The sequence below is a fragment of the Paenibacillus dendrobii genome (genome assembly GCF_009807035.1).
Taxonomy (GTDB): domain Bacteria; phylum Bacillota; class Bacilli; order Paenibacillales; family Paenibacillaceae; genus Paenibacillus_AQ; species Paenibacillus_AQ dendrobii.
Genome location: NZ_WUBI01000004.1, coordinates 38338 through 60209 on the forward strand (window position 1 = coordinate 38338; position 21872 = coordinate 60209).

At 49.0% G+C, this 21872-nt stretch carries 15 protein-coding genes; all 15 read left to right on the forward strand.

Going from position 1 to position 21872, the window contains the following annotated elements:
- Positions 1-25: 25 nt before the first annotated feature.
- Entirely contained in the window at positions 26-3169 is a 3144-nt protein-coding gene (locus GRF59_RS21565) for a beta-galactosidase (RefSeq protein ID WP_160499797.1), read from the forward strand.
- Positions 3170-3227: 58 nt separating this feature from the next.
- Entirely contained in the window at positions 3228-5972 is a 2745-nt protein-coding gene (locus tag GRF59_RS21570; RefSeq protein ID WP_160499798.1) for an alpha-mannosidase, read from the forward strand.
- Between the two features lie 870 nt (positions 5973-6842).
- Positions 6843-8573, forward strand: coding sequence for a peptide-binding protein (locus tag GRF59_RS21575; RefSeq protein ID WP_160499799.1), 1731 nt, complete (start codon positions 6843-6845; stop codon positions 8571-8573).
- Between the two features lie 117 nt (positions 8574-8690).
- Positions 8691-9662 (forward strand): ABC transporter permease, encoded by a 972-nt coding sequence (locus GRF59_RS21580; protein ID WP_160499800.1) that lies wholly within the window; start codon positions 8691-8693, stop codon positions 9660-9662.
- The gene (locus tag GRF59_RS21585; RefSeq protein ID WP_237391965.1) at positions 9659-10648 is read left to right on the forward strand and encodes an ABC transporter permease; all 990 of its coding nucleotides are present in this window, start codon (positions 9659-9661) and stop codon (positions 10646-10648) included. Before GRF59_RS21580 ends, GRF59_RS21585 begins: the two co-directional genes overlap by 4 nt.
- Positions 10615-11634 carry an ABC transporter ATP-binding protein gene (locus tag GRF59_RS21590; protein ID WP_160499801.1) on the forward strand — a complete coding sequence of 340 codons (1020 nt, stop codon included), beginning with the start codon at positions 10615-10617 and terminating at the stop codon, positions 11632-11634. The genes GRF59_RS21585 and GRF59_RS21590 overlap by 34 nt, the downstream gene beginning before the upstream one ends.
- Entirely contained in the window at positions 11627-12637 is a 1011-nt protein-coding gene (locus GRF59_RS21595) for an ABC transporter ATP-binding protein (protein ID WP_160499802.1), read from the forward strand. The genes GRF59_RS21590 and GRF59_RS21595 overlap by 8 nt, the downstream gene beginning before the upstream one ends.
- 618 nt (positions 12638-13255) lie before the next feature.
- A complete protein-coding gene (locus GRF59_RS21600; RefSeq protein ID WP_160499803.1) occupies positions 13256-14266 on the forward strand; it encodes an LCP family protein in 1011 nt (336 codons plus the stop codon).
- A gap of 154 nt (positions 14267-14420) precedes the next feature.
- Positions 14421-14846, forward strand: coding sequence for a CBS domain-containing protein (locus GRF59_RS21605; protein ID WP_160499804.1), 426 nt, complete (start codon positions 14421-14423; stop codon positions 14844-14846).
- Positions 14847-15066: 220 nt separating this feature from the next.
- On the forward strand, positions 15067-15369 hold the full coding sequence (locus GRF59_RS21610) for a MazG-like family protein (protein ID WP_160499805.1): 303 nt from the start codon (positions 15067-15069) through the stop codon (positions 15367-15369).
- 5 nt (positions 15370-15374) lie between these two features.
- Positions 15375-16292, forward strand: coding sequence for a DUF2232 domain-containing protein (locus GRF59_RS21615; protein WP_160500265.1), 918 nt, complete (start codon positions 15375-15377; stop codon positions 16290-16292).
- Positions 16293-16302: 10 nt separating this feature from the next.
- Entirely contained in the window at positions 16303-18306 is a 2004-nt protein-coding gene (locus GRF59_RS21620; protein WP_160499806.1) for a DHH family phosphoesterase, read from the forward strand.
- Entirely contained in the window at positions 18303-18746 is a 444-nt protein-coding gene (gene rplI / locus GRF59_RS21625; protein ID WP_160499807.1) for a 50S ribosomal protein L9, read from the forward strand. The genes GRF59_RS21620 and rplI overlap by 4 nt, the downstream gene beginning before the upstream one ends.
- A gap of 1 nt (position 18747) precedes the next feature.
- Positions 18748-20109: a replicative DNA helicase gene (gene dnaB / locus GRF59_RS21630; RefSeq protein WP_160499808.1), complete on the forward strand. Its 1362-nt coding sequence runs from the start codon at positions 18748-18750 to the stop codon at positions 20107-20109.
- Between the two features lie 349 nt (positions 20110-20458).
- Entirely contained in the window at positions 20459-21742 is a 1284-nt protein-coding gene (locus GRF59_RS21635; RefSeq protein ID WP_160499809.1) for an adenylosuccinate synthase, read from the forward strand.
- The last annotated feature ends 130 nt before the right edge of the window (positions 21743-21872 follow it).

A 21872-nucleotide genomic window follows, 5' to 3' on the forward strand; every position in this document is an offset into this window, starting at 1 on the left:
GAAGGAGCGAACATTCTTGAGCGATATGTTGATATTTTACGATGGGTTATTTCCTTATGACGGAGCGCGCCCAGGGGAACAGGATCTGAACATGCTTCGTGAAGCGGGGCATGTCGTAGATGCTGAAGGGCTTGAAGCTGCACTGAGTGAACTTGCTGGAGGCACGCTTGTTATGCTGCATGCGCCTTATGTGCCGAAGCAGGCATGGGCGGCGGTATTGGCTTTTCTAAAACGCGGGGGAAATCTACTCAGCCTTGGGGGAGCACCGTTTAAGCGTCCGGTAAGGATGGCCGAGGGTAAGTGGAAGGTTGAAGCGGAGCAGACAGCTTATCACCAACAGCTCCATATCCATGAGGCGCTGCGGGTAGAGTCGGACCCGGTGAAACAGCTAAAGGCGGATACGCTGAATCCTCTGTTCGAAGGCCATGAAGCTTTGTTTGATGTGGCTGACACTTGGAACCTGGTACCGCATGTCACCAAAAATGTCGAGCTGCCCCATCAAATGGGTTCGGCCGGATCGATGGACACGCAAATATCGGCGATTCTAAAAGGTTATTCCGCAGATGGCCGCGAAGTGGCTGCACCTGTCGTCCAGTGGGAGAACAGCAGAGGGCCGTTTGCCGGTGGACGTTGGTTGTTCGTGAACCAAATCCTTGGACAAGGGTTCTGGGAGCATGGCGGAGCAGAGGCGCTGCTTGAATGGGCTGCTTACTGCAGTCACGGCGTTACGGAATGGTCGCTTAAACCGGGATATGCGGCATATCTCCCGGGAGAGCGGGCCGTACTCACGCTGCAGACGCAGGATCTCGGACGCGATCTCGGCGATGAGCAGACGGAATGGACCTTTAACATCACCGTTCGTCATGCGGATGAGCAGGAGCCGGTTTTCGCAACGGAGGTATCCATTCAGACAGGAAAAGAGATGGAAATCCTTCGCATTCCGGTTCCTGAGGACATTAAGCCGGGAATGTATAGGGTGGAGTGCCGGGCAGAGTCCGAACATGGGGAGACCCGTTATCTGAACCAGGGCTACTGGGGGCATGATGCCGAGCTGCTGAGCGAGGGCACGCCAGTATCCTGCGGACGTGATTATTTTATCAAGGACGGACGGCCGCTGCCTGTCGTAGGCATGACCTATATGGCATCCGATGTGGCACGGAAGTTCTTGTTCTTGCCGAATGCGGCTGTATGGGACAAGGATATGGCCCAAATGGCGCATGCAGGCATTAACTGGATCCGCACCGGCATCTGGACGGCATACCGCAACGTGATGCAAGCAGACGGCCACGCCTCGGAAGAGGTGCTACGTGCGATCGACGCCTTCCTGCTGACGGCGAAGAAACATGGACTGCAGGTTACCTTTACGTTTTTCTCCTTTACCCCGGAACCGTGGGAAGGTCTGAATCCGTATTTGGACCCGCGCAGCCTTGAAGCGCAAAAACGCTTCATCCGTTCTATTACGCTGCGTCACCAGGCGACGTCCAACGTCGACTGGGATCTCATTAATGAGCCGTCGATGTTTGATCCCGAGCGCATTTTCTCGGATGGACCACGTTCGTCGCGCGACCCATTTGAGAAGGCAGCGTTCGTGGAGTGGCTTAAGGAGCGTCATGGCGATATTTCCGCTCTGCAGGAGCGCTGGAATATGACGCCGGAGCAGCTGCCGGATTTCGCGGCTGCCGTGCCACCGGAAGCTTCGGAGATTAACTTTGATATACAGGACATCCATTCGGGCAAAAAGGGAACCCGTTGGCTGGACTATGTACTCTTCTCCATGGAGATGCATAACCGCTGGGCTTCTGAGCTCACAGGGGCGATTAAGAGAGATAACCCGGATCAGCTCGTTACAGTTGGGCAGGACGAGGCACTGGGCGCATCACGGCCGTCTCCGTTCTTTTACGGAAAAGTCGTTGATTATACGACCGTACATTCCTGGTGGCTTAACGATCATCTTGTTTGGGATGGTATTTTCGCCAAAACCGTGGACAAGCCGAACCTGATTCAAGAGACGGGGATCATGTACGTGGAAACGCCTGACGGACGCGCGAAGCGCTCCGAAAAGGAGCTGCGCTCCATCTTGGAACGCAAGTATGCCTATGCTTTCTCGACGGGCGGCGCGGGCGCCATCCACTGGATCTGGAACACCAACTTCTACATGGATAACGCCAACGAATCTCATATCGGCGCGCTGCGTGCCGACGGTACGGAGAAGTCGGAGGCGGATGTATCTTATGATTTCGGAAGCTTTATCGGCCGTACACGTGACTTGTTTGTGGACCGTCAGCTGGAAGATGTGGTAGCTATTTTCCCTTATTCCAATGACTTCTCCAACCGTAAGTTGGCTTTTGAGGCCACGACGCGTTTGACGCGAATTCTCTCCTACGAGCTGAAGGTGCCATTCCGGGCCATCGGTGAGTATCAGATCGATGATCTAAGACAGGATGCACCTCCGAAGCTGATTCTGCTGCCGAGCGCGCATAACATTGCTGATGAAGCCTTTGAGCTCCTGATCGACTATATCCGTGAGAGCGGGTCTACGCTGCTTGTGACGGGTCCGATCGGAATCGATGCCTACTGGCATCAGACCAGCCGCCTGGAGAATGAACTGGGACGGTTCGAAGACGGTACCCGCATGCTCAGCAACGTGGTGAGGGAAGAGGTGCTGGATCTGGATGGACAACAGCTGCCGGTCTCCTTCGGAAACCGCAAAATCGCTCAAGTCATGAAGGAAGTATTTGGGGGCATTAGCGGGGAAGAATCGGTGGAAACAAAGGCAAAAACAGAGCCAACCAAGCTCATTAAAATGTCCGTTGGTAATGGACAAATGTTTTTCTGTCCGCTGCCTGTCGAAATTAGCGACCGTGAAGAGGCTGTCACAGAACTCTATCGCTTTGTCCTAGCACAGTCGGGGTATACGCCTGAGCTGGAGTGGATTTCAGGTGAGAATTCTGGAATTTACGGCAGAAAGCTTCTATATAAAGAGGGAGCGCTTTTCGTTTTCGTATCCGAGCAGGCTATGAATACATCTGTAGCAATCAAGGACAAGGCAACCGGAAAGACATATGCGTTTGAACTCGAAAAGGAACGCTCCGTTTTGTTCGCCGTAGATGGACAGGGAGAGCTGCTGTCCGTATATCGGCCACACGAAGTAAGCATTGAAGTGAAGTAACTCTAGCGCGGCTGAAGCAATCATGATTTGACTATAACGGGAGAGGAGATCACCTCACATGACATCGAAGACACAATCCAAAAGAACCGCACATATCATTTCGCACACGCACTGGGATAGAGAATGGTATCTACCTTACGAAAAACATCACATGCGCCTGATTCGCCTCATGGATGTGCTTATGGATACGCTCGAAAAGGATACGGAATATAAAAGCTTTTATCTGGATGGACAAACCATCATTCTAGAGGACTATCTGCAGGTCCGTCCGGAACAGAAGGAACGTCTGGAAAAATACATCCGCGAGGGACGTATTTACATCGGCCCATGGTACATCTTGCAAGATGCCTTCCTGACAAGCGGCGAAGCTAACATCCGCAACATGCAGATTGGGCACAAGGATGCCAGCCGCTATGGTCAGATTTCCAAAATCGGCTACTTCCCGGATACCTTCGGCCTGGTAGGGCAGACGCCGCAGCTGATGCGCCAGTCGGGCATCGATAATGCCGTGTTCGGACGCGGAGTGAAGCCGACCGGCTTTAACAACACAGTAGCGGATTCCGATTATGAATCCTCGTTCTCCGAGTTGATCTGGGAAGGTCCGGACGGCTCCAAGGTTCTGGGCATTCTGTTTGCCAACTGGTACAGCAACGGTAACGAGGTTCCGGTCGATCCGGAAGAAGCTAAGATATTCTGGGACAAGAAGCTCGCCGACGCTGAAAAGTATGCTTCGACGTCTGAGCTTCTGTACATGAACGGCTGCGATCACCAACCGATCCAGACCGATTTGGCACAGGCTATGGAAACGACACGCTCCCTATATCCGGATACGGAATTCGTGCATTCGAATTTCCCTAAATACCTGGAAGCAGTGCGGGAAGCCAAGGAAGGCGAGCTATCCGTCGTACGCGGCGAGCTGCGCAGCCAACGCACCGATGGTTGGGGTACGCTCGTGAACACGGCTTCGGCCCGCGTGTATCTGAAGCAAATGAATCAGCATGGACAAGCGATATTAGAAAAAGTGGCCGAGCCGCTGGCTTCGTATGCACGTCTTGCTGGTCAGGAGTACCCGCATGATATGTTTACCTATGCCTGGAAAACACTGATGCAAAACCATCCGCATGACAGTATCTGCGGTTGCAGCGTGGATGAGGTTCACAGTGAAATGGTGACGCGCTTTGCTAAAAGCCGCAATGTCGCCGAATCGATCATTGATGAGAGCAAGCAGGCGATTGCCGATGCGGTAGACACTTCCGTATTCCGCACTTACGGTGAGGGTACGCTTCCGTTTGTCGTGTTCAACACAACCGGCTGGAAACGCAGTGGAACAGTATCCGTAGAGCTTGATGTGAAGCGGGCATATTTCCGTGATGGAGGCACGCTCGAAGAGATGAGCAACCGAATGAAGGAGCTTGATCTAGGAGTACGTGCTGTTATCGATGCTGAAGGCAAGCCGGTCGCATACACGCTTGAAGATCTGGGCCTGCGCTTCGGCTACGATTTGCCGGATGATAAATTCCGCCAGCCATATATGGCTCGTGCCGTTCGGATTACATTGCAGGCAGAACAGATTCCTGCGCTTGGACTCAAAACCTATGCACTGGTTGGCGGATCTGCAGCCGAAGGTCTAACGGTTAATACGAATTCGCTTGTAAAAGAGGGGTATGTCATGGAAAATGACAACCTTCGAGTGGAAGCGGCCGCAAATGGCAGCATTGCAATTACGGACAAGCAAACCGGCCGTGTGTACAGTGATCTGTTGATCTATGAAGACACGGGAGATATCGGTAATGAGTACATGTACAAGCAACCTGAGGGTGAAGAGGCTCTGACTACCCGAGATCTGAAGGCATCGATCCGTGTCGTAGAAGATACGCCTTATCGTGCCGTTCTGGAGATCGCTCATGACTGGGCCATTCCTGCCTCTGCAGACAAGCTGCTGGATCAGGAGCAGGTGGAGCTGGTGTATTATCCTGCCCGTAAGGCACAGCGAGTAAAGGAAACCGTCCCAATGAACATTCGCACCCGGGTTGTTCTGGAGCGGGGAGGTCGAGGCGTCAAGATCGAAGCCAGCTTTAATAACCAGGCTAAGGATCACCGCGTGCGTATGCTGATGCCTACGGATATCGAGTCGTCCAAGCATCACGTCGATTCTATGTTCGAGATCGCAACCCGTGACAACGTTCCTGCGAAGGAATGGGAAAACCCTAGCAATGCGCAGCATCAGCAGGCGTTCGTCGATGTTAGCGGCGAAGGCGCCGGCTTAACGGTGGCCAATCTTGGCTTGAACGAGTATGAAGTACTGCGCGATGGACGCAACACCATTGCCGTAACCTTGCTCCGCTCCGTGGGCGAACTTGGTGACTGGGGGCATTTCCTTACACCGGAAGCCCAATGTCTTGGAGAACATACCGTTCAGTTAGAGATCATCCCTCACAGTGGCGACGGCGTCGATGCAGGAGCTTATCAAGAGGCATACCAATTCCAGATTCCATGGACCGTCAGTCAAACGGGACTTCATGACGGAACAATTCCTGCCGAGCATACAACCATTGCGTGGGAATCCAACCACATGGCCTTTTCTTCTTGGAAAGTTAGCGAGGAGTCCGGAGATGACATGCTGCGCTGGTTCAACATGAAGTCTGAACCTTGCACATTGCGCCTTGAGGTTTCCAAGCCTAGTAGCTCGGTTTACAAAACGACCATACTCGAGGAATACAACGAAGACCAGCTTGATGCGAGCAGCTCCATCGAACTGCCGATCGGACCTTGTGAAATTGTAACGACTGGCGTTCGCCAATAACCTGTGATGATGTAATAGATCATAGGGAGAAAAGAGGACCCGAGGGTCCTCTTTTCTTATTGTTTATTTCAATTCTCATAAAGGATTTATTGGCTCGTCATCGAATAATAAAAGAATACATAGCGTAAACATTTTCATTGACAGATGATTTTGTATCGAGTACATTTTAACGTATTATATCAAATCGCCCTCCATGTCATATAACATGACACGGAAAAATGAATATTACTAATGTAAGCGATTTACAATTTTTATTGCTCTCCTAATTGACCATTTCTTAATACAGGCATCCTCTGCTTTTAACATTAAAATTCTTAAGGAAATTGGTCCCTATTTCGCAACAAATCCTTTGATAGCGCTGGTTTTTGATCATTAAAAAAAATTAATACATTGTACCCAAAAAAAATATTGACGTGATATAAATTTACACGTATCATTTACATTAAATTTATATTAGGAAGTTTTAACCAGTAAGGTCTATGGTCATTCTTGCTGAGTTCAATTGACCGATGGTCATTTAAAGCATTAATGCTTTATTGCGTTATTAGGATCGCGTAAAATTCGTCCGGTATGTTCACAATATTGGCTTGTGCTATACGTGAATTATATTGGGCGCGAATCTCCCAACATTTGGATATATTAATTTATAATATATTGCTTCACCTGTTTTCTCGTCTTGTTTTTACCAATGAATGAATACAAGAGGGGAATTGCTTCTTCGGGGGTCTGTAGAACGAATTCAACACAGGTGTACAACCTAATAGCCAGACGGACTTGTTTCGTTTGAACTGTTAGAAAGGTCTTGGGATGCTCCATGCAGCTACTGCAGGTATCCATCATTTTTATTTTCAAAGGGGAGGAATATGGTAAATGGCAAGTAAGAAAAAATGGTTGTCTTTGATGGTATCATTGTCTGTTGTCAGTGCTCTTTTCGTTGGTTGCGGTGATTCCAAAACTGCAGAAGCTCCGAAAGACGAGCCTAAGAAAGAAGAAGCAGTAAAAACGGATGACAAGCCGGCTGAAAGTGGAGAGCCTAAACAAGGTGGAACACTGACTGTAGGTACTTTCTCCGACATCGTTAGCGTGAACCCGATCTTCGTACAGGATACGGCTTCCGGTGATGCTGAACAGTTTCTCTATGCAAAATTGTTCGACTATGACAAAGAAGGAAATGTCGTAGCTGAGCCTTGGTCCCTGGCCGCTGAGCCTATGAAAATCTCTGAAGATGGTCTCACTTACGAGATTAAGCTGAAGGACAACCTGAAATGGAGCGACGGACAGCCAATTACAGCTGACGACGTGAAATTCACGCTTGAAACAATCATGAATCCGGAAACGGGTTCACCAGCAATCTCCAACTTTGACAAAGTATCGAAAATCGAAGTTGTAGACGCTCAAAACGTGAAAATTACGATGAAGCAAGTATATGCTCCATTCAAATACAGCCTTGCTGCGGAAGTTGCACCGCAACATGTGCTCAAAGATATTAAAGTTACAGAAATGCAAAAAAATTCCTACGGTACAGATCCTGCGAAAACCGTTACTAGCGGACCATGGAAATGGGCTGAGTGGAAACAAAAGGAATATCTGAAATTCGAAGCTAACCCGGATTACTGGGGTCCTAAACCAAACATTGCAACGGTTATCTACAAAATCTATGCTGACCAAAACACTGAGGTTCAAGCACTGATCAAAGGCGACATTGACTTGGTAAGTGGCGTTCCTGTAACTCAGTTGGATGCGGTTAAGAAGGTTGATTCCATCAATGTTGCATCCCTGCCAGGACCACAATACGAGTTCGTTGGTCTGAACCGCAAACCAGAAAACTTCAAGGACAAATTCGTTCCTTGGGAAGGCCAAAAAACAAGACAAGCGATGGCTTATGCCGTCAACCGTCAAGGTATGGTCGACAACGTTCTGAAGGGCGTTGGACAGCTGATGAACGCTCCGTTTATGCCTAACTCTTGGGCAGATCCTGGTGACGCGGCTGTAAACTACCAATTCGATCCTGAAAAAGCTAAGCAACTGCTTGCTGAGGAGGGATGGAAAGCCGGCAGCGACGGCATTCTGGTCAAAGACGGACATCGTTTCTCCTTCGAGTTGCAATATAACTCAGGCAACAGCCGTCGTGAACAAGTTTCGCTCGTTATGCAGCAAAACTTTAAGGATGTTGGTATCGAAATGATTCCTAAAGCGATCGACTTCGCAGCATGGAACGAACAGAACCTGACTCCTGGTAAATTTAACGCAATCCTGCTTGGCTGGTCCCTGAACAGCCCGGATCCGGACGGCGAATCTACATTCAGTTCCAAGTTCTTTGCTCCTACGGGACAAAACATGGTCTTCTACAAAAACGATAAGCTCGACAAGTTGTGGGAAGAAGGAACTAAAGTCGTAGACCAAGAAAAACGTAAAGAAGTTTACAAAGAAATCGCAACTGAAATTTCTACTGATCTTCCATACATCTTCTTGTACCAATACGGTACACCGCAAGCACACAGCAAGAAAATTAAGTTCAAGGAAGAGGATGCTCCAATCTCTAACTTGGCCTACGGAGAGTTCTTCCATGTGATCAACTGGTGGATGGACGACGCAAAATAATTCGTAAAACATAGGGCACAAACGGGTGCTGGAGGGGAATTGTTCTTCCCCTCCCCCTTTTTTGCGTTTTATCAAAGTCGCGGTTTTGGTGTGTAAATTTGTTAGGAGGATCAATTTATGACTGAATATCTCATCCGCCGCTTACTGCAATCCATACTAGTGCTTTTTTTGATTTCACTGGTAACTTTCGGACTGATTCATGCAGCTCCAGGCGGACCTACCCAGATGATGATCTCACCTGGTATGTCACCGGCAGCAGCCAAGGTGCAAATGCACAACCTGGGTCTGGATAAGTCGATACCAGAACAGTATTGGATTTGGATCAAAAACCTGTTGACAGGCGATCTCGGCAAGACATTCAAAAACAATACACCTGTCGGGGATATTCTGTGGCCGACGATGAAAAACACCTTTGTACTTATGGCCTTTTCCTGGGTACTCTCCATGATTATAGCTATCCCTTGGGGGATTTATAACAGTACGAAGCCTTATGGTATTTCTGATCAAACGGCAAACTTTGTATCATATATCGGATTTGCAATGCCGGCGTTTTGGTTTGGCATTATTTTGCAACAGATATTTTCGTTACAGCTTAACTGGCTTCCGTTATCGGATATGTATGCCATGGATAAGCAAGGCAACTTTATCGATTTGTTGTACCATTTGATTCTGCCGTGTTCGGTTCTTGTATTGGCCAACCTGGCGGCTTACTCAAAGTATTCGCGTTCCAGCATGCTCGAAGTATTGGAACAGGATTATATACGTACCGCGCGCGCGAAAGGTGTCCCTGAGCGCAAAGTAATTTTCCGACATGCACTGCGTAATGCCCTAATTCCGATAATTACAGTGTTAGGTATGGAATTGCCTGCTCTCGTCGTTGGTGCCGCATTGACTGAAAGTGTATTTAACTGGCCAGGCATGGGCCGTCTATTTGTTGACATGGCTAGAGCGAGAGAGTACTCCGTGTTGATGGCAATTACCCTGGTAACCGCCGTTGTGGTGGTACTGGGCAACCTGATCGCTGATATACTTTATAAACTTGTCGATCCACGTGTTCAGCTTGGACGTAAGGGAGGAAAATCCGCATGAGTGACATGAATGCAATGTCCGCACCAAGTGTGCAGCAGTCTGTTGAACCGCAGGTGCCGGAGAACACTCCACTTCCTCCGAGCGACAAACCACCGGGTCCATGGAAAACGGTGTGGACCAAATTCAGAAAAAATGGCTTTGCAATGGCAGGTCTTGTCGTATTGATACTGTTTATATTAGTTGCAATTTTCGCACCTTGGATAGCTCCTTACAAGCCAGACAGAATTGACTTTATGATCACCAATCTGGCTCCAGGAACGGATAATCACCTTTTGGGTACAGATGAAGTCGGAAGGGATATCTTTTCCCGCTTGGTTTACAGCAGTCGTATTTCCATGTTCATCGGTTTCTCGGTTGCAGCCATTACCGTTATTATCGGTTCCATTATCGGAGCGATTTCCGGCTACTTCGGCGGATGGGTTGACGCCATCTTCATGCGCGTTGTCGATGTTATGAACTCGGTTCCTACGCTCTTCCTGAATATTCTTGTTATGGCCATTTTCGGTACGAAGATATCGTATATGATCATGATTCTGGCATTTACCAGCTGGACCGGTGTCGCACGTCTCGTACGGGGTAACTTCCTCCAGCTGCGCGAAATGCAGTATGTTGAAGCTGCCAAAGCAATCGGTGTTTCCAACTGGGGTATCATCTTCAGACATTTGATGAGAAATGCAAGCTTTCCAATCATCGTTAACGCTACTTTGATGGTAGGCGGCGCTATTTTGTCGGAATCGGGTCTTTCTTACCTTGGACTCGGTATCCAGGCTCCTGCCACAAGCTGGGGTCTTATGCTGAGCAACTCTCAGGAGTTCATGCTTACCAATCCAATGCAGGCGGTTTATCCGGGTCTTTGCATCCTGATTGTCGTGCTTGCTGTTAGCTTCATTGGCGATGGCATTCGTGATGCCCTCGATCCAAGACAGAAAAATTCCCGGGGGAGGTTAGCTAAATGGCGGAAAAGCTTCTCGAAGTCCGGAATCTGACCACAGGCTTTTTAACGGAAAAAGGTTTTGTGAAAGCGACGGACCGTATCTCCATTAATATTGAAAAGGGGAAAACGCTTTGTCTCGTCGGCGAGTCCGGCAGTGGCAAAAGCGTAACCTCCCTATCGATTATGCGTTTGATCGATTACGCCGGCGGTGTCATTCTTGAAGGTAATATTAACTTTAAAGGACAGGACCTGGCGGCCAAGAAGCAAGAGGAACTGAAGGATATCCGCGGGAATAAAATCTCGATGATTTTCCAGGATCCGATGTCGGCACTGAATCCGGTCTTCACGGTCGGGGATCAGATTGCCGAAAGCCTGCGTCTTCACCAGAACAAAAATAGCGACGAAGCCTGGAAAGAAGCCATCGAGCTGCTTCGTATGGTTGGAATTCCTTCTCCGGAGATTCGCGCGAAGCAGTATCCGAACCAATTGTCCGGCGGTATGTGCCAGCGTGTCGTCATTGCTATTGCACTGGCTGCAAAGCCGGAGCTGCTGATCGCCGACGAACCGACAACGGCCCTTGACGTGACGGTACAGGCACAAATTCTGGAGCTGCTCCAAGATCTGAAAGAAAAACTCGGTACTTCCATTCTGCTGATTACACATGATATGGGCGTAGCAGCAGAGATGGCTGACCATATTGCCGTTATGTATGCGGGAGCAATCGTGGAGCAAGGAACCGTGGAAGAAATATTTACGAATCCTTCTCATCCGTATACTGTAGGACTTCTGCAGTCCATTCCAGGCTTTGAAGGGGAGCGCGGCGGTGAATTGTACACCATTAAAGGTACAATTCCGGCGCTTGGTAATCTTCCGCAAGGATGCCGCTTTAATCCGCGATGCCCGCATGTGATGGATAAATGCCGTCAAGTCGAGCCGGGAGACATTCAAATTGGCAGCGAGCATTTTACGAAATGCTGGTTGTTTGAGGATAAAGATCAAGCAGCGACAGCCGGGAAAGGGGACCGCATCCATGGCTAAGAATTTGGTTGAAGTCAATAACGTAAAGAAATATTTCCCTATCCATAAAGGCCTTTTGAACCGTGTTGTCGGTAACGTCAAGGCCGTTGATGATGTATCTCTGACCATCCGTGAAGGGGAAACCTTTGGTCTGGTAGGAGAATCCGGCTGCGGCAAATCGACGCTCGGACGCGTCATTTTGCGATTGCAGAGCGCTACGGATGGTTCGGTTGTCATTAACGGACGCGACGTTCACAGCTTGAACAACAAAGAACTGAACAAAATGCGTGAAGATATGCAGATTATTTTCCAGGATCCGTTCGGCTCGTTAAATCCGCGCTTTCTAGTTAAGGATGTTATCGGTGAACCGCTCAAGATTCATACGAAGATGTCCGCAAAAGAAATTGATGAGCGTGTTGTGGAACTGATGAAGCTGGTGGGTCTCGATCCAACACGCCGCAATCGTTATCCGCATGAATTTTCCGGTGGTCAACGCCAGCGGATCGGGATTGCCCGCGCCATTGCATTGAAGCCGAAATTCATTGTAGCGGATGAAGCTGTATCCGCACTCGATGTTTCGGTACAATCGCAGGTTATCAACCTGCTGATGAAGCTGCAAAAAGAAATGGGACTAACATTCCTGTTCATCGCCCACGGTCTGAATGTCGTACGCCACATTTCCGACCGCGTCGGCGTCATGTACCTGGGTAAAATGGTTGAAGTCGGTGAAACCGAAGCGCTGTACGCAAGCCCGCTGCATCCGTACACGGCGGCGTTGCTCTCGGCTATTCCGAAGCCGTCTCCTACCAAAAAGCGGAACCGAATTGTCCTGCAGGGCGATGTGCCGTCACCGGCGAATCCGCCATCGGGCTGCCGTTTCCATACGCGCTGTCCTTTTGCTCAAGAAAAATGCAGCCAAGTGGAGCCGAAGCTGGAAGAAATTCTGCCAGGCCGCCAGGTTGCCTGCCACTTCCCGATTGGTGTGGAAGGCGGCTCGGATCTGAGTAAGCTTGCAACAAAATAAGATAAGCTAACAGGCGGATTGGGGTCCTCCTGAGCGTTGAGTTAAATACGAAATGCCATTGAACAGCCTTGTGCCAAAGTTGGTCGCAGGGCTGTTTTTTGTTGACTCTAACATGGTATTTTTAAGTCAAATGACTTGATGTTCACTTTTGCTATTGTTCTCCGAGTAGATATAATAAGTTGATTAGAAACATTGGTATTCTAAGTACATAACTTGAAAAGGAAAGCTCTGCCGTTATGGCAGGTTTTTTGCATGGAATGAATGCACTATAAACTGCAAAAATTTAACACCAAAGGAACCATTTTTTTCAGGAATCGACACGGTTATACGGTTTCTTTTTATAAAATTAGCGTTTACAATGTTAATGTCGTTTGACAATGTCCCAAAACGGATCTTTCAAACACATCATGCGTCAAAAAATCCATGATCCGTTTATATAAAGGGAGGAGGCCGAAGAAAACCGTTTACTGTAAATAAAATGAATAAAATGAACTAAAGTTTGTGCCTTATCGTCCTGGAATCTACGAAGATAATACAGGAGAAGGCGCGCCTTTTTCTCTAGTTCAATTTATTGAGGAATTTAGGACTTTTATTCTAAATAAAAGAAGGAATCATGAAATGAAAAAGAGAACAAAAATATATATATCTTTAGCCGTGATTCTGGTCCTGGTTGCAGGGAGCGCTTTTGCTTTCCGCAAGCAGCTTGCGGTGATGGCATTTGACTTATTCCTTTCCAAGCGGGTCGAGAACTCGCTGCAGAAATCCTATCAGCCTCTGGAGTCCAAGGATAATACACCTACCAAGCCGGCTGAACCGGTAGTATACCAGAATAAGCCCTTTTCAGTGATGCTGCTGGGCTCGGATCAGCGCAAAGACGAACCTGCCCGTTCGGATACGCTGATTTATGCGGTTGTACGTCCCAAGGACTCTAAAGTACTGCTCATTTCTATTCCAAGGGATACGTATACTGAGATTATAGGAAAAGGAAAGAAGGATAAAATTACGCACGCGTATGCGTTTGGCGGACAGCAAATGTCGAAGGATACGATGGAAGCTTTCCTTGACCATGAAGTGGATTACTACGCTACCATTAATTTTCAGGGACTGAAGGATGCTGTTAACGCCCTTGGCGGCGTAGAATTGCCGATCCAGAAAGATATTGTCAACAAGGGCCGTGACCATGAGAAGTTTACGGTCAAAGCCAACAAGCCTATCTACACCGGTGAGGAAGCCTTGAATTACGTGCGCTACCGGGAGGATAGCGATTTCAATCGCACGAAACGCCAGCAGGTGTTCCTGGATGCGATTGCAAACCGGATGCTTCATCTGGACCAGATATCCAAAATTCCGGATTTGCTTGATATTATGGGAAATAACTTCCAAACCGATATGCAGCCCAAGTTTATCATTGATCTGGCGAAGCAAGTGCTTACGGGTACTGAAGCGCAAATCTCGAGCTATACGATTATGGGCGAAGGCATGAAAATTGATGGCATTTATTATGATGAGCCGATCAAAAAAGATGTGGATAAGGCCAAAGAGCTTATCGACAGCTGGAAAAATCCCGATACGCCTTCCGATCAGCTGATGTCGCCGGATGACAAGGCAGAGGACAGTACGGTAAAATAAGGGAAGCGGCGATTGAAGTTGAATGACATGAGGAAATGCTGATCGGCAGCCACAGGTGCGGCTGCTGATTTTGTGTCCGCCTGAAACAATGCCGGGATTGAAACGTATGAAGTTAGGAGAAGCTTGAAGAAGGGTAGAGGAGGATTAGTCCCACATGAATATTGCGTTTTTTCTGCTACCTAAACAGGAAGTCGTGACGGTTACGATGGACTCCACGCTACGGCAGACGCTTGAACGTATGGAGTACCACAGGTACACAGCGGTACCGATTTTAAGCAAGGATGGCGCGTATGCCGGTACGGTAACCGAGGGCGACCTGCTTTGGCATATGAAGAACTCGAACGGTAAAGTCAATTTTGAGAATGCTTCCAAATTTTTGCTCAAGGAAGTGCCGCTTAAGGTAAACAATAAGCCAGTGTCGATCGACGCCAATATGGAAGATTTGATTAATTTGGCCAAAGTCCAAAACTTCGTGCCGGTGGTCGATGACATGAACCGATTTATCGGAATCGTCCGAAGAAGCCAGATTATAGAATATTGCGAACGGCTTGTTTCGAAAGAGTCCTTGAACTCGCGTTGATACGGTTTGAAGTACTCAGCATCGTTTTTCGAAAATGTTTGCGATTACACGAGGAACAAGAGGCATAGAATGATAAAAGACCTGCTTTTGATTGGATAGAATACGCAGGTCTTTTTGCCGCAGTTATAAGAAGTTTGGCGGCGGGGGAGATTTTCGTGAGAGGCAGCTTTTTATGATATAATCGAGAATAAAGCTTTTTCAGGGAGTGTGACCTTCAGACATGCCAAAGGATTTGGATGTAGCCAAACGTGCGAAAGTCATTGAATGGCTAAAAACCGAAGTGGTTGACAACGTATCGAGGCTGTTTAGGGCATTATGGGAAGGCAGCACGACCCGCGTGGGTGACAGTCTCGCCAGTTTGATTATGAGTTCCTACATATTGGCTCGCAGGCTTGGGATGTCGTACCGGGATCTGGATGATCTTTTGATCGAGAAACTGAAGAAACATAAACAGGAAGGCCACCAGCTTGAAGACTGGTATCAGGATATTTCCGCGCTGGAAGAACATATGCGTAAGAGGTGAAGACATTGAAAATGCGCTGGACATCGGTAGTATGGAGTGTTGTGTATTTGCTTCTGCTACTTTCCTTAATTTCTCCATTATCCATCGTGACGGTATTTTTTCTGATATTACCCGCCACGATTCTTTTTGCTACGTTAAACTTCAAGTCGTTTTTGCTCCATGTCATTCCGGTATGGCTGATCGCTATGATCGTGCATCCGGTGAATTTATTACTGGCCATATACTTCGTAATCCCCGCTATTGTGATGGGTCGGGCTTATAAAAACAAGGCCCCCGCAATCCGTACGTTAATGATCGGAGCCGGTACGATTCTGGCCGAAATGCTGGTGTTGTTGTTGATTGGCACGGTATTTTTGAACTTCGACCTGTCCAGCTACGTGGATGACATTGTGAAAATGACGACGTCGCCGCTGAGGGATGTAGGCGGGAATAATCCCCTCATCAGTGATTTGGCCTGGACTGCGGAAGATCTGCAAATTTTAAGCAACGCCACGATGCAGATGATTCCGTTTGCGATGATTATCAGCTCCTTTATGATGGCCGTTATCACACATTCACTGGCCCGCCCGATCATCGAAAGCACCGGTTTCCACGTACCTAAACTGAAGCCTGCGCGCGAGTGGATGATGCCGCGTTCGCTGATCTGGTATTATTTGATCGGAGTCGTGATTGAAATGTTCGCACGCAGTTCCAGCAACTCGTTTCTGATCATGATTGCCGCGAACCTGGTGCCGCTTCTGCATATTTGTTTTATGATTCAAGCCATCGGGTTTTTCTACTATTTGGGACATACGAGAAAATGGCATCCGGTTATACCGCTGCTGATCGCGATTCCGATCTTGCTGTTTCCGCCGATGCGGATTATCGGAATACTGGATCTTGCATTTCCGCTGCGTCAATTTATGACTAAATCAAAACGTTAGGGTGGGAGTCATGCCTAAATTTTTACAACAGCGCTGGCACGGCTATTATACCGTCTGGGCGTTTATGCTGATGCTGCTTCTGGTCATTATCGTGACCCGGTATAACTGGCCGCTCGGGATCATAAGCCTCATCCTTGTGGCAGCGCTCTGCTACCTGTTGCTGAAGGCGGAAATGCGGTACCGAAAGAATCTGCTGGAGTATATCAATGGCTTGTCTTTCCGCGTCAAAAGAGTTGAAGGCGAAGCGATCAGCACCTTGCCGTTTGGGATCGTGCTTTATAGCGAGGATAAGGTGGTTGAATGGAACAACCGTTACGTATGTAAAATATTCGATCAAAAGTCGCTCGTGGGCGACTCGCTTCATGAGTTGTTTCCGTCACTGTCATCTGTCATGAACGAAAAGAAGGATGGGCATAAGGACGGACACAAGGATGGACATAAAGTTTTTCATACGGAGCTCAAGATCGATGAGTCGTACTACCACCTCATGCTGAATACGGAGGAACGGCTGATCTATCTGTATGACATAACGGAAATGGCCGTCCTCCGCGAGAAGTACGAGTCGGAGAAGCTGGCGATCGGCATTATTATGATGGATAACCTCGACGAAGCGGCACAGGGCATGGATGATCAGCAGCGTACTTCTCTGATTGCCAAAGTAACGACGGAAATCACGGAGTGGGCTAAGCATTACGAGGTCTACCTGCGCCGGCTGTCCTCAGATCGATATTTGATGATGCTCAATTACAGCTCGCTGCAGGAGTTGGAGAAAAGCCGATTTGTGATTTTGGATGAGGTGCGTGAAATGACGGCCGAACTAAAGGTTCCGATGACGCTGAGCATCGGGCTCGGCTTCGGTCAAGAAAGCATTAGCGAGCTCGGCGAATTGGCCCAGTCGTCTCTGGATATGGCGCTTGGCCGGGGCGGGGATCAGGCTGCGGTGAAAGCAGGGCAGCGTTTATCCTTTTATGGCGGTAAATCGAATGCTGTGGAAAAACGCACGCGGGTGCGTGCCAGAGTCATTGCCCATGCCCTGCGGGATTTGATCCAAGAAAGCGATAAGGTGTTCATCATGGGACACCGCATGCCGGATATGGACGTGATTGGTGCCTCCATCGGGGTGCTGAAGGCGGCTCAGATTTATAATGTAGAGGCTTATATCATCCTGCCGGGTACGAACCCGTCGATTGAACGGATGATGGCCCAGGTACAAAAGGACGAAAAGCTCGTAGAACGGTTCATTTCACCTGAGCAAGCGCTTGCGATGCTGAATCCGCACAGTTTGCTGGTGGTGGTGGACACCCATAAGGCATCGATGACGATGGAGCCGAAGCTGGTACAAAATGCAAGCCGGATCGTTGTCGTGGATCATCACCGCCGCGGCGAGGAATTTATTAACGATGCGGTGCTGGTGTATATGGAGCCGTATGCCTCTTCGGCATGTGAGCTGGTTACGGAGCTGTTGCAATATATTCATGAAAAAGTACAACTTACACCGATGGAAGCAACGATGCTGCTGGCCGGCATTGCCGTTGATACGAAGCATTTCGCTCTTCACACGGGTTCGCGTACTTTCGAAGCGGCAGGTTTCCTTCGCCGCAGCGGCGCCGATACCATTCAAATCCAGCGGATGCTGAAAGAAGACCTGCAGGAATATCTGGCAAAGTCAGATATCATTAAGCATGCTAAAATGGTATATGATCATGTCGCTCTTGCAGTAACCGAGCCGGGAACCGTCATCCCGCAGCTGTTGATTGCTCAGGCGGCAGATGCGCTGCTAAATATGACCGATGTCGTTGCATCGTTCGTCATCAGCGAACGGCCGGATGGTCTGATTGGCATTAGTGCCCGTTCACTGGGCCGAATGAACGTACAGGTCGTTATGGAAAGACTGGGCGGCGGCGGACATTTAACGAATGCTGCCGTACAGTTGAAGGGCAGCGTGGAAGAAGCCGAGAAGCAGCTGCTTGAGGTTCTTGCGCAAATTGAGGAGAAAGAGGGGTTGTTCGAATGAAAGTCATTTTATTGAAGGATGTAAAAGGTCAAGGTAAAAAGGGACAGGTTAAAGAGGTCTCTGAAGGGTATGCAAGTAATTTTCTGCTGCCACGCGGATTAGCCCGCCTGGCGACGGATGGAAATATGAAAACGCTGGAGAACCAAACCGCAGCGGAACAAAGACGCAAGGAAGAGGAAAAGGAAGAAGCAGAGCAGCTCGGCAAGAAGCTGGAGGAGATGATGGTACAGCTGAAAGCCAAAGCGGGAGAAGGCGGACGGCTGTTCGGCGCCATTACCAGCAAACAAATTGCTGAAGCCATGGCGGGACTTGGCGTGAAGATCGACAAGCGCAAAATTGAATTGGACGAACCTATCCGCCACCTGGGCGTAACCCAGATGACGGTAAAGCTGCATCCTGAAGTGAAAGCAACGCTTAAGGTTCAGGTTACGGAGGAATAAGATGGGCGGAGAGCTCTTTTTCGACCGGATTCCCCCGCAAAACCTGGAGGCAGAGCAGGCGGTTCTAGGCGCGATTCTCCTCCAGAGTGAAGCGATGATTACCGCGATGGAGCGGGTGCAGCCGGAGGACTTCTACGACGCGCCGCATCAGCTGATCTATGAAGCGATGATCCAGCTCGGAGAAGAGAATCAGCCTGTTGACCTGATTACCCTGACTTCACGGTTACAGGATAAAGGACAGCTGGAGGATGTCGGCGGCGTCAGCTATCTTGCGAAGCTAGCCCATGCCGTTCCGACAGCTGCCAATGTAGAATATTATGCCCAGATCATCGAAGAGAAATCGATGCTGCGGCGCCTGATCCGGACAGCTACGCAGATTGTCAGCGAAGGCTATACCGGCGGGGAAGATGTATCTGGTATGCTCAGCGACGCCGAACGGAAAATCCTCGAGATCTCCAACCGGCGGACAGGCAGCGGCTTCGTCGCGATCCGCGACGTGCTGATGGATGTATTCGACCGTGTCGAAATCCTGCATCAGCAAAGTGGAAGCACGACCGGTATCCCAACGGGATTCGTGGATTTGGACAAAATGACTAACGGTTTCCAGCGTTCTGATCTGATCATTGTAGCGGCGCGGCCTTCCGTTGGTAAAACGGCTTTCGCTTTGAACATCGCTCAGAATGTGGCTGTTCGGGCCAAAGAGACCGTTGCCATCTTCAGTCTGGAAATGTCTGCGCCGCAGCTCGTCAACCGGATGATCTGCGCGGAAGCTAACCTTGATGCCAACATTATGCGGACGGGTGATTTCAAGACCGACGACGATTGGGCCAAGCTGACGATGGGGATTGCCTCACTCGCTGAGTCTGAAATTTATATTGATGATACACCGGGGATTACGGTAGCGGATATCCGTGCCAAATGCCGTCGTCTGAAGAAAGAAAAGGGCCTCGGCATGATCGTCATCGACTACCTGCAGCTCATTCAAGGGCGCGGCAAAGCCGGTGAGAACCGCCAGCAGGAAGTATCTGAAATTTCCCGTACACTGAAACAAATCGCCCGTGAGCTAAGCGTTCCAGTCATTGCACTGTCCCAGCTCAGCCGGGGTGTCGAGCAGCGTCAGGACAAGCGTCCGATGATGTCCGACCTTCGGGAATCGGGTTCCATTGAGCAGGATGCCGATATCGTAGCCTTCCTCTATCGCGATGATTATTATAATCAGGAGACGGAGAAGAAAAACATCATCGAGATCATTATTGCCAAGCAGCGTAACGGTCCCGTAGGCACGGTTGAGCTTGTGTTCCTTAAGAACTTTAACAAGTTCGTCAATTATGAGAGGACCCACACGGATGCCTTTGCCATGTGACCGAAGCAATTATATATTCCGTATCTTTACCCGGAAGGCAAAACTCAAATATACGGTTCTATTTCCGAACAATCACACATGCGGGTGTGTGATTGTTCGTTTTTAATTTGACTTTAAAAATAGGGACTGGTACACTGGTAATGCTGCTTTAGGAATCAATTTCATAATGGATAATGTCAAGTTACTGAACCTATCTAGCTTGATTGTTGACGGCTAATGGAATTATGAAATTGGTTATTAGTGCAGTGAAGCTCCGTGCGAACATGCATAGAGTTTTGGATTTTCGTGCAAAATTCATAGGAATTATTAAAATGAGGTGCGACTAATAGCACCAAGCGGGGGAATGAAAATGTCAACTGTAGTCGTTGTGGGAACACAATGGGGAGACGAAGGCAAGGGCAAAATCACGGACTTTCTCGCGGAGAGCGCCGATGTGGTAGCCCGTTACCAGGGCGGCAACAATGCCGGACATACCATTCTGATTGACGGTAAAAAATATAAGCTTACGCTGATTCCATCTGGCGTATTTTATTCCGATAAAGTATGTGTGATCGGTAACGGTACGGTCATTCATCCGGCTGCACTCATTGATGAAATCAACTACATCCATGATAATGGATTTACAACAAATAACTTGGTTATCAGCGATCGCGCGCATGTTATCATGCCATACCATCTGGTTCTTGACGCGCTTGAAGAAGACCGTAAAGGTCAGAACAAAATCGGAACGACACGCAAAGGCATCGGCCCTTGCTACATGGATAAAGCAGCTCGTAACGGCATCCGGATCGTCGATCTGATGGACGCGGAGGAATTCGAACAGAAGCTGCGCCCTCTCATGCAGGAAAAGAACAACCTGATCCAGCAGGTTTATGGCGGCGAGCCGCTTGACGTCGAAGAAGTGCTGAAGCAGTATCTGGAGTACGCGGAAGTGCTCCGCAAATACGTAAAAGATACTTCGGTCATTCTGAACGAAGCGATCGATGCGGGTCAAAAGGTGTTGTTTGAAGGCGCTCAAGGCGTGATGCTGGATATCGACCAAGGCACCTATCCGTACGTTACTTCCTCGAACCCGTCTGCGGGCGGCGTCTGCAACGGTTCCGGCGTGGGTCCATCGCGAATCCAGCAGGTCATCGGGGTGGCGAAATCCTATACCACCCGTGTAGGCGACGGTCCGTTCCCAACCGAGCTGGACAACGAAATCGGTCATTTCATCCGTGAAAAAGGCCATGAGTACGGTACGGTTACCGGACGTCCTCGTCGCGTCGGCTGGTTTGACAGCGTCGTGGTACGCCATACCCGTCGCGTTAGCGGCTTGACCGGCCTATCGCTCAACTCGCTTGACGTGCTGACCGGTCTCGATACAGTTAAAATTTGTACTGGATACAAATACCGCGGTGAGATCATCACCCATTATCCGGCAAGCCTCAAAATGCTTGACGAATGCGAAGCGGTATATGAAGAAATGCCAGGTTGGCATGAGGACATCACCGGAGCGAAAACGCTGGAGGATCTGCCTGAGACGACTCGCAATTACGTAAAACGCGTATCCGAACTCACTGGCATCCCAATTGCCATCTTCTCCGTTGGCCGTAATCGTAACCAAACGAATCAAATTTTGCCAATCTACTAAGGCTCATTGCCTGAGATTATCTCATACTTTGCGTCATGACAGCCCATTTGCCGGGAATCCCCCGGTGGATGGGCTTTTTTTGTATCAGGGGATTTAAAGCTGCCTTAACCCGTCAATACTTCTAGTAATA